This window comes from Paenibacillus sp. Y412MC10 (assembly GCF_000024685.1).
Taxonomy (GTDB): Bacteria; Bacillota; Bacilli; order Paenibacillales; family Paenibacillaceae; genus Paenibacillus_AQ; species Paenibacillus_AQ lautus_A.
In genome coordinates this window covers 1,215,213-1,225,498 of sequence record NC_013406.1, presented here as the reverse complement: position 1 = coordinate 1,225,498, position 10,286 = coordinate 1,215,213, and the positions used below count along the sequence as shown (strand labels likewise).

8 protein-coding genes are annotated in these 10,286 nt (G+C 49.8%); all 8 read right to left on the bottom strand.

What is annotated here, in order from left to right:
* Positions 1-92: 92 nt before the first annotated feature.
* On the bottom strand, positions 93-305 hold the full coding sequence (locus GYMC10_RS31755) for an HIRAN domain-containing protein (RefSeq protein WP_083775402.1): 213 nt from the start codon (positions 303-305) through the stop codon (positions 93-95).
* Positions 306-589: 284 nt separating this feature from the next.
* The gene (locus GYMC10_RS33260) at positions 590-838 is read right to left on the bottom strand and encodes a restriction endonuclease subunit S (RefSeq protein WP_041621929.1); all 249 of its coding nucleotides are present in this window, start codon (positions 836-838) and stop codon (positions 590-592) included.
* A gap of 81 nt (positions 839-919) precedes the next feature.
* Positions 920-3,001, bottom strand: a complete 2,082-nt coding sequence (locus tag GYMC10_RS05175) for an alpha-glucuronidase family glycosyl hydrolase (protein ID WP_012819179.1) — start codon at positions 2,999-3,001, stop codon at positions 920-922.
* A gap of 15 nt (positions 3,002-3,016) precedes the next feature.
* On the bottom strand, positions 3,017-4,639 hold the full coding sequence (locus tag GYMC10_RS05170) for a response regulator transcription factor (protein WP_012819178.1): 1,623 nt from the start codon (positions 4,637-4,639) through the stop codon (positions 3,017-3,019).
* A 311-nt stretch (positions 4,640-4,950) separates the two neighbouring features.
* Entirely contained in the window at positions 4,951-6,276 is a 1,326-nt protein-coding gene (locus GYMC10_RS05165; RefSeq protein WP_012819177.1) for an ABC transporter substrate-binding protein, read from the bottom strand.
* A gap of 113 nt (positions 6,277-6,389) precedes the next feature.
* Entirely contained in the window at positions 6,390-8,114 is a 1,725-nt protein-coding gene (locus GYMC10_RS05160) for a sensor histidine kinase (RefSeq protein ID WP_012819176.1), read from the bottom strand.
* Positions 8,115-8,225: 111 nt separating this feature from the next.
* Positions 8,226-9,071, bottom strand: a complete 846-nt coding sequence (locus tag GYMC10_RS05155; RefSeq protein WP_012819175.1) for a carbohydrate ABC transporter permease — start codon at positions 9,069-9,071, stop codon at positions 8,226-8,228.
* The gene (locus GYMC10_RS05150; RefSeq protein ID WP_012819174.1) at positions 9,068-10,021 is read right to left on the bottom strand and encodes a carbohydrate ABC transporter permease; all 954 of its coding nucleotides are present in this window, start codon (positions 10,019-10,021) and stop codon (positions 9,068-9,070) included. The genes GYMC10_RS05155 and GYMC10_RS05150 overlap by 4 nt, the downstream gene beginning before the upstream one ends.
* Positions 10,022-10,286 lie beyond the last annotated feature (265 nt).

The following is a 10,286-nucleotide window of genomic DNA, read 5'->3' as shown; positions in this document are numbered from 1 at the left end:
GCAGAAACATATCGAATACCGCTATCCCTTCTATAAGTTCAACAATGATCAAGTCCTTTACAATAAATCGAATCACTCCGTAGATTTGCTCATCAAATGAACAGAGATCCAACCCGCGCTCTGACATCCTTTGGGCAAGTATGTGTGCTGTTCGCAACGTAACCGATCTTTCCAATCGGAGCAATAACCGCTTGGTTCGCCTCCTCGTCATGCGGATTGTCAGGATCTTTAACGAGCCGTACGACCATTCCCGGCTTCAAGAAACTTGAGCCGAAATAATGCGAGGTACCGGTAATCTGTTCCATGCACACCATCTCTCCACCTCTAACTGAAATTCATATTTTGTGAACTCCGAAATTCTTGCCACATATCGTTTATAATCTTATTCTATATCTCTGAATGAACAGATGTTGTCGGCGAATGCATGTTCTAATATAAATAACCTTCACACGTCAGTCGTGTGAAGGTCTGATTTAGGGTTCGCGCTCTATCAGGAGCATATTTTAGTCATCGAAATACTGACTCATCAAGCCGCCAAATAGCTGCTGCGTTTCGTCAATAGCTTGTTTGACAAGGGCTTTCTGCTCCTCTATTTTCGTGACGATGTCGGCAATTGGTTTTGCGTTTCTAATAAGGGATTCAATATATCGAAATTTTTAATATGATTCATATTCAGAAAAGCTTGAACGCCTGTTGATGCTATTTCCAGCATCTTTGGCTTGTAGAAATGCAAATAGTATAGGAGAAATTTAGTGTTTATAATTTCATTATCTACCCTTATTGCTCCGGCATCATTCCCTCCCTTGTATAGTAAATGACTACATTTATTTATTTTCACAAAATCTGCTCCCCCCCTCTCCTACACGCAACAAAAAAGACCACGAATTCCAACCAAGGTTGAAATTCAAGGCCCTTCCCCCTACGAATAGATCATGCGATTATGCTCATCTTTTATCCCCGATTTTCGATAAAAATACGTATTGATGACATCGCGCCATTCCTTTGCGCTCTCCAGTTGTTCCAGCAAGCGCTGTTTAACATGCAGGAAGCGTTGCTGATCAAGCTTATGCTCCAAGGCATTCCAGCGTGCGAGCCACTGCTCCACCTGCTCGACCCCTGCAAAATGAGTGTCATAAATATGCTGAATGACGGTCTTGCCGGACTTTAACACATGGGTATATGGAACATGGTGGAAAAACAGCAGCAATTCATCCGGGCAAGTCTCCAATCGTTCATACATCGACGCATTGGCGCCAATATATTGGCCGGCGTACCCCGTTCCCGTCGCCTGCGTCCTGTCAACGCCGATCCCGTCGCGGTCCGCGAAATGATATGTTCCCCATTTGGAGTATTCATAGCCGTCCACGTCAGGGCCGTAGTGAACATGCGGCACGACCATCCAGCCCACGCCAAGCGGGGAAGTATAATTCTCGTAGGCGGGCCACGATTCCATCAGCATGTCCATCACGGTCCTCGTCACATCCGGATCGGTTCCAAAGGTCATCCGGGTCCATTCCTCGCCGATTTTCTCCGCCGTCAGCTCCGGATTCCACAGCAAGCGGCCATAGCCGTAAAGATTGGACTGGGCAAGGTAGTGACCGGTCCAGTTGAAGTCATCTCCAATATTGGACACGGCTGTTATGCCGTTGTACTGATAAGGATACACTTGTCCGGCTACAATATCTTTTACCTTGCTGCCCTCTCCTTGGCACAGCGTATCGAATTCCAGCACCTCTTTCCATTGCGGAATCAAATAACATATGTGTCTCTGCTGACCCGTGTACTCCTGCGTAATCTGGAATTCCAGCAGCTGATTCGTCCGCTCCATCGCTCCAAACAATGGTGATACCGGCTCTCTGACCTGAAAATCCATCGGACCGTTCTTGATCTGCAGGATCACATTATCCTTGAATTTGCCGTCCAGCGGCTTGAAATGGTCATATGCTGCGCGGGCCCGGTCCGTCTGGCGATCCCGCCAATCCTGATGGCAATCGTACACGAAGCATCTCCATAAGACGAGTCCGCCGTAAGGCTCCAGCGCTTCTGCCAGCATATTGGCTCCATCCGCATGATGGCGTCCATAGGTAAACGGGCCGGGACGGTTCTCCGAGTCTGCCTTGACCAGAAATCCGCCAAAGTCAGGAATGGTTCGGTAAATATCGGTCGCTGTCTGCTTCCACCAATTCTGAACGGCCGGTTCTAACGGGTCAGCCGTGGACATATCCCCCAGTTCGATCGGTGCAGCAAAGTTCACGCTGAGATAGAGGACGATGCCGTAATCGCGGAACACATCCGCTACGCGTGCCACATCCGGTAGCAATTGCGGCGTGATCAGCTTCGTCTCGGTCTGATGCACATTCACATTATTAATGGTGATTCCGTTAATCCCAACAGAGGCGAGCATTCTGGCGTACGCCCGGACACGAGTCAGATCGGAGACGATGGTATGGTCCTTATAAAATATCGATCGGCCCGCATATCCGCGCTCAATGGTTCCGTCCATATTGTCCCACTGATTCACCATGCGAAGCCGGTACTTCGGATGTTCGATCAGATCAAGCGCTTCGTTCGCTTGGCCCGTCTGCAGGAGACGCATAAAATGAAAGACCCCGTACAGAAGTCCCCTGTCCGATCCTCCTGCAATGAATATGTAATCCTGGTCTCCTCTTACGACGCGGCGTATGATGTAGCCATCATCTCCCACACGTCCGGCTTCCTCGGCTTCCGGCGAGCCGTCAAGCAAAGTCCTTTCAATGCTCCCCAGCGTCCCTGCGACCAAGCAGCGGCCGGCATCCATCTCTTCACGAAGTAAGGGCTGCTCACCTGTCAGCAGAGCAATGCCCGTGGTCAATTCTTCAATCGCTGTACGAAATACTTGCGAAGAAACCGCCTGCGCGGTCACGATCTTGCCCAAATAGCTTTCCAGCGGCTTTATTGCCGCAGCTTGCTTCAGCGAGCTCCCATTAACCTGCAACCACGCTTGATCATAACTGCTGTTCATAATGCCTCCTCATGATCATTTCACGAGCTCCGTTGGGTTCATGCCCGTGAATTTCTTAAATACCGTGCTGAAATATGGAACGTTTTTATATCCGACCTGTTCTGCCACTTGGTAAACCAATGCATTTTTCTCCATCAGCAGCTCCCGGGCCTTCTCGACCCGTACTCTGGTCAAGTAATTGTTGAACGTTTCTCCCGTCATATTCTTAAAAATCATCGACAAGTAGTTTCTCGAAATATACACCTTATCCGCCAGTCCCCCAAGCGTGAGATCCTCGGCATAGTGCTCGTGAATGTACTCGATCATAAAGTCGACAGCCTGGCGATGCTTTCCGTTCCCGCCCCACTCGCGGCTGCCGAACACGAGCCCGATCTTGGTGATCAGCCATTCCGCAAGCTCGTATGGACGCTGCAGCTTTGCCATTTCGTGCGTAATGCTGTCATTCGGGAAGAAATCGTCAACGACGGTCCCCGTCTCATAGAAAGCGAAGGCGATAATTCCCCACAGCTCGCCTGCCAGCATACTGACGTATGGTTTGGTGATGCCCTCTTGCTGTTCCAATCGCTTCATATAATCCCTGATGATTGTTTGTGCCTGATGTTCTTGCGAGGTTCGAATCGAACCGGCCAGCTCCAGGTAAAGCTTAACAGGACGCACGGGAGACTTGGCCTCCGCATTGCCCGGCTCCTGTGCACAGTAAAAATACAGCTCATACTCCGGAACCGCCGGCTGCGTATTCACATCGATCGCACGAAAGGCTTCTTCTGTCGAGATACCGATTTCCCTTATACTGCTCTTGCGATCACCGATGCCGATTCGGAGCTTCAGCTTCAAGTAGTTCTGCACACAGTCGATTAATCGGACACCCAGCTGCTCCAGCTGCTGCCGCACTCGCTCGGCAGACTCCGTTCGATCATGATGAATAATGACCACGGAGCGGTTGGTGTGGAGATCCGTATGGTCGAAGCGGGGGAATGCCGCCTGCGTAATTTCGCACACCATATTGCTGATTGCAAATCGAAGGAGGCTCCAGTCCGGCAAGCTTAGATTAGCTGCCCGTTGATCGTAGATGAGCTCGATGCCAACGACCGTATGATCGAAATCGGACCAATACCGGTAAGGCTCCGGGATTTCTGTTTGGAGACCTGAGTGCAGCAGTGCGCCGGCTGCGGCCGATTTGACCCACTCCTTCTCCACGAAAGGTTCGTAAAGCTGCAGCTTTTGGAGCAGCTCATCCTGCTTCATGCGCTGCTCTTCCTGCTCCTCCAAATCGGATATGGCTTCATTTAAAACAGACTTCAGCGTCGGAAGGCTGATCGGCTTGGATAAGTAATCGCTCACGTTCAGACGCAAGGCTTGACGGGCATACTCGAAGTCCGAGTAACCGCTCAGAATGATCACTTTTCCCGAATAGCCAGTGTTCTTCCGAAGCTGCTCGATCATATCCAGACCATTCATGACAGGCATATATAAATCGGTAATCACGATGTCGGGGTTGGCCGATTCAATCATTTCAAGCCCTTCTTCCCCGTTCAAGGCTTCTCCCGCCCACTCTGCATTCAGTTCATCCCAAGGGATGGCTTTTCGGATTCCCTGCAGCACGGCGCGGTCGTCATCAACGATTCCTATCTTCCACATCTGAAGATCCTCCTTCTTATTTGCAAAAAGGCAATGCCTCACATTAACGGTAATACGTCATGCCCAATCGGCGATAAAACCGCTTAGGCATGACGTAAACCGAGAGTTGACCGGAATATATAAGCTGAATTATTAATTTGGATGCGGGGGGCAAGTACGTATAATGTTCCTACGATCGCTGTTGCTCCCGGATTTTTGGATTTTATATTAAGCGGTAAAGATCCGGTCACAAAGGCGACCACTTCCGTTTCTTCGGAATCATTTTACTCCCTTGCTTGCATCCATCTAGTTCTCATCTCATTTTATATGATCTATTCATATTCCTGCGCGGCCTTCTTCAACGATTCATAGGCCTTTTCCGGTGTTGTTCTGCCGAAGCTCAGCTCATCCCGGACAAGCGGGAAGTCTTTATCGATGAAGTTCACCCATCCTTCCGGCCCTGTCGTAAATATCTGTCCGTCCGGCGTCGTTGCGTCGATCAGCTTCATCCCAACCTTTTCGCCCTCCGGAAGATTCGGAATGAGCGACTCGGCGATCTTGGCATTGGCAGGCACACCACGAGCGGTTCCAAGAATAGCCCCTGCCTCCGGATCATTGATGAACCAGTCGATGAACTTTGCCGCTTCTTCCTTGTGCTTGGAATTAGGCGAAAGACTGAAGTACATGGACGGCTTCAGCCAGCCCCCTGCTTCCTCGGCCCGCGGCATCGTAACCAGATCGTACGCCCCTTCCTTCATGCTGTCCCATGTGGTGTAGTTATTGGAGAAGGAGTAGCGGAATAAGATTTTGCCGTTGACCAGCAGGTCTGCCGTCGGATCCATTTCCTTGTCGGATGCGTTCAAATCGGCTGGAGGTATAAGTCCGTCCTTGCGCAGCTGTTCAAACTTCTTAGTCCATTCCAGGAAAGTCGCTTCATCAATATTGAATTTGCCGTCTTCCGTAATCAAGGTACCTTTACCCTTGGCATAGTGATAAGCGCTGAACATAAAGTAGTTGCCGGCATAATCCAGCGTGAAATATTGGCCTTCCGCCAGTTTAGGCTTTACCTCTTCCGCCAATGCGAAGAAATCATCCCATGTCCAGCCGTCTGTCGGCATTGTTGCGCCCAGCTTCTCAAGAGCCGCCTTGTCGTAGATCATCCCAAAAGCAACCGATCCCAACGGCACGCCGTATTGCTTGCCGTCTCTCTGCCCAATTGGCAGCAGGCTCGGCGTCAATTCATCCAGTCTAACCTTGGTGTCGAGCTCTTCGAGCTGGTTGCGGGATGTCCAGTCCGAAACCCAGCCCGGGTCCATTTGGAAAATATCCGGCTCGTTATGCGCCGCTGCCTGAGTGGAGAGTTTATCCAGGTAACCGTCCATCCCGGAATATTCGGGCTCGAAGGTAACGTGCGGATTTTTCTGCGTATAGGTCTCCAATGCCTTCAGTGTAGCTTCGTGACGCGGCTGCGAACCCCACCACATAATCCGCAGCTTGACATTTTCCGCCGCCGAACCGCTTTCGGCCTGTGTATTGTTCTTGGTTGAGGTTGTGCTTCCCGTGCTTGAGTTGGTGCTTCCGTTACCGCCGCATGCCGCTACCAGCAAGGAGAACACCATCCATAACGCGACGATCTGCAATCGCTTCCATTTGTTCATGCCGACTTCCCCCTAATAACAAAAGATTATGGTCAATATGTATCCTATCAATTCAGAGATGACTGGAGTATAAGAGAGATGCACAATTTATTATAAAATCGTCTGATTATGCTTTACCGCTGTGCTTCCTCAAGCCTTGGGAAGGAGATCGATACAACCACCCCTCCTTTCTCGCCATCCTTAACGATGATCTCATAATCATCGTTGAAGAACGCCGAGAACCGCTCTCTCACATTCCGGATCCCGTAACCTCCTTTGCGGCGATGGTTCCCTTTGCTCAGAGGAGCAAGCCCGCTCCCGTCATCGATAATCGTCAATCGGATCCGGCCGCCCTCTTCCTCTGCCTTAATATGAATTCGGCCGTTTTGCCTTGAATTAAATCCGTGTATGATTGAATTTTCGACGAAAGGCTGGAGCGTCATTTTGGGAATGAATAAGTTGCGGATTTCCTGGGAGGCATGCACCTCGTATTCCAGACCGTCTTCCCACCTGATCTGCTGGATTTCCAAATAGCATGCGACGTGAGTCAGCTCTTCTTCAATCGTAATAAAGCTTTCTCCATGCGATAATCCGATGCGGAACATGCGGCCCATCAGCTCCAAAATGCGACTCATCTTCTCCTGTCCCTCCGCAATCGCCATCCAGTTCAGCTGGTCCAAGGTGTTATATAGAAAATGTGGGTTAATATTGGCTTGTAGCGCTTCGATTTCGGCCTTGCGCTGCTGCTCGTAACGCTGCGCAAGGGATGCGTACAATGCCTGGATTCTCTCATTCAGTCTGCGAAACCCTGCAAACAGAATGCCGAATTCATTCGTGTAATCGCCGGCCAGCTCCGCTTGCTTCCCTCCAACATCGTAATTCTTCATCGCTCTCACTAACTGGGCGATCGGCTTCAACAATTGCCTGCTTAACCAGAGCGTTAACAAGAAAGCCAGCAATAAAGCTCCGATGCCGATGGTAATAATGGCTCCAGCCAGCTTGACGCTGCCTGACGTAATTCTCTCCCAAGGGGTAATCTCAACCAGCATCCAGTTGGAGTCGGCGACTTTGGAATAGACGATCAGAGACTCGACGCCATGCGGCTGTGTATGCAGCCGTGACACACCGGATTGGTCCGCGAACCGCAAATCCTGCTCCTGTAATCCGGCATCCCTCATTGATTTCCCGACGCTCAGCAGCTCCCTGCCGTTCAGATCCAGCAGCATCCGGTTCGAATCTTTAGAGTATCCTTCGAGAATCCCGCGGATCCAATCCGCTTTCACATGCACGACAAGAATACCCAAGTACCGGGAGTTGTTGTACACCTTGCGGGAAAAGCTGAGCACAGGCACGTTCCCATTATAGGTCGTTAAATCATGCTCCTCTGACCAGGAGAAGTCATTGTTCTGCAGCAAAGGATACCATGGCTTTGTCTCAGCCTCCGTTAATCCATGGAACTGAATATAGCTCTGCCGATCCCCCCACTCCGGCTGTTCCATATATAAATCGATGGCCTGAATTTGCGGAATCGAATAGGTTAGATGAGCCAGCGCTTCCTGTATGCCCTTGGACCTCCTGTAGTGGTTGAACTCATCTTCTTTTCCCGACAGAAACGTAAGTAAATCATTGTCCCTGGACGTGGTCAGCGATATCTGCTCGATCGACGTCAGGCGGCCCGTAATTTCGTTGTTCAGCTCCTCAAGCAGTCTTTTTTGATAATAAGACGTGTTTTCAGCCAATTCCCGCGAAGTCATGACATAACTGGTCCATACCGTGATCGCCAGCACAATCGTGATCAGCCCTGCAAAGCAAATAATAAACAGGGAATCGATCCGGTATTTTTTGAAGGGATTGATCATAATTCTCATCCTCCATGCTTTACATTCCTATCAGAAAAAAACATTGAAGCTGTGCGGCGTACCGCTGCCTCAATGTTTCCTAATTTTATAATATAACGGTAGGGCTAGCTACTACCCTTTTAGTCCTGTGGTAGCCACACCCTCTACAAAATATTTCTGGGCAAATATAAACAGCAATGTAGCCGGCAGAATGGATACGAGCGACATCGCCAGCAATTGTCCCCATTCCGCGCCTCCTTGTGAATCGTTAATCATCCGCAAAGCCAAGCCTACCGTGTATTTGTCGACGGAATTAATGTACAGGAGATGGCCAAGGAAATCATCCCAGTTCCATAAGAAGCAGAAGATGATTACCGTTACGATGGAAGGCTTCATCAAGGGCATCACAATTCTCCAGTAAATCCCGAACCAGCTGCATCCGTCGATCTTGGCCGATTCATCCAATTCCCGCGGGATTCCGCGTATGAATTGAACGAGCAGGAAGACGAAGAAGGTTCCTCCCGCTCCTCCCGCTAATGCATGGGGCACGATAAACGGCAGGTAGGTGTTGACCCAACCGAACTGATGGAACATCGCATACTGCGGTATGATGAGCACTTGGCCCGGCAGCATCAGGGTGAGCATGAGCAGCGAAAACCAGAAGCCTCGAAGCGGAAAGTCCAGTCTTGCAAATCCGAAGGCAACCAGCGTACAGGAAATCACCGTTACAATGATCACCGCAGTAATTAAATAAAAAGTATTCAAATAGAAATCGGTAAAGGTGAATCCCGGAACAGAGTTCCATCCGTTGGTGTAATTGGACCACTGAGGCACAGACGGGAAGATGGACGGAGAACTGAGCTCCTGGTTCGTTTTCAGCGAAGCGCCAATCCACCAAATGACCGGATAAACCATAATCAAGCTGAACATAATGAGGACCGAATGGCGGATCACGGGGTTCCATTTGCGTCTGGTCATTTTCCTTTCCCTCCTTGACTCTCGGATTCGTAGAATACCCAGTATTTCGAAGTCAGGTTAATGATCACGGCCGCAGCCACAATCAAGATCAGCATGATCCAGGCCAAGGAAGAAGAATAACCCAACTGATAGCGGCTGAATGCCCGTTCATACAGGTATAACGCATAGACATAGGTAGAGTTCATCGGCCCGCCGCCGGTGATAACGTAAGCAGGCGTAAACATCTGGAAGGAGTTAATGACCCCCATGATGAGATTGAAAAATAACGTGGGTGACAGCATCGGAAGCGTGATTTTGAAAAATTGCTTTAGCTTGCCCGCGCCATCCACCGCGGAAGCTTCATACAGATCATTCGGTATCTGCTTCAGGCCCGCGAGGAAAATCACCATCGATGAACCGAATTGCCATACCGACAAGCCAATGAGAGACCATAATGCGGTATCCGGGTTCGTGACCCAGCCCGTTCCGGGAATTCCGAAGAATCCAAGCACTTGGTTGAAGAAGCCGTCCACGCCGAAAATATTTTTCCATAACAGGGAAACCGCGATGCTTGCCCCGATTAAGGAAGGGAAATAAATGGCCGTTCGATAGACGGATATCCCGCGCACAGCCTTTTTTAGCAGGAGAGCAACCATCAGCGCGGCAATTAGCTTCAGTGGCACCGAGGCGAGTACATAATAAAATGTGAGCTTGAGTGATTGGGCAAATTTGTCGTCCGCCGTAATGATGCGCTCGTAATTGTCTAAGCCGACCCACTCGATCGGCTTCATTAGCGTGTAGTTTGTGAAGGAATAGTACAGGGACAACAGCATCGGATAGGCTGTCAACGCCAGAAATCCGATCAGCCAAGGGGAAATAAACAGATAACCTGCAAGGGGAGAGTCCCAGCGCTTGCGAAATGGCTTTTTGCGAACAGGTATTTCGGATGCTAAAGATGTTGCTCGTTCCATGAATTCACTCTCCTTTTCCGTACCTTAAGTATAGAAGGAGAGCCGCCGGGAACTACATGAGACAATTGCTCAAAATCATTCAATATTTTCAGAATGTGTCGTCAGAAACGAATACGACCAAGAACCCCACCGCGTCGAAGCAAGTAATTCAATTTTATCTTGCGGCGTTAATTCTCCAGGTGCACTTGAACTAGCATAACTTAACAAAAATACGCACCTCCCCGCGGAGATGCGTTTTTCACTGAATTTCATATGCTGCAAACGG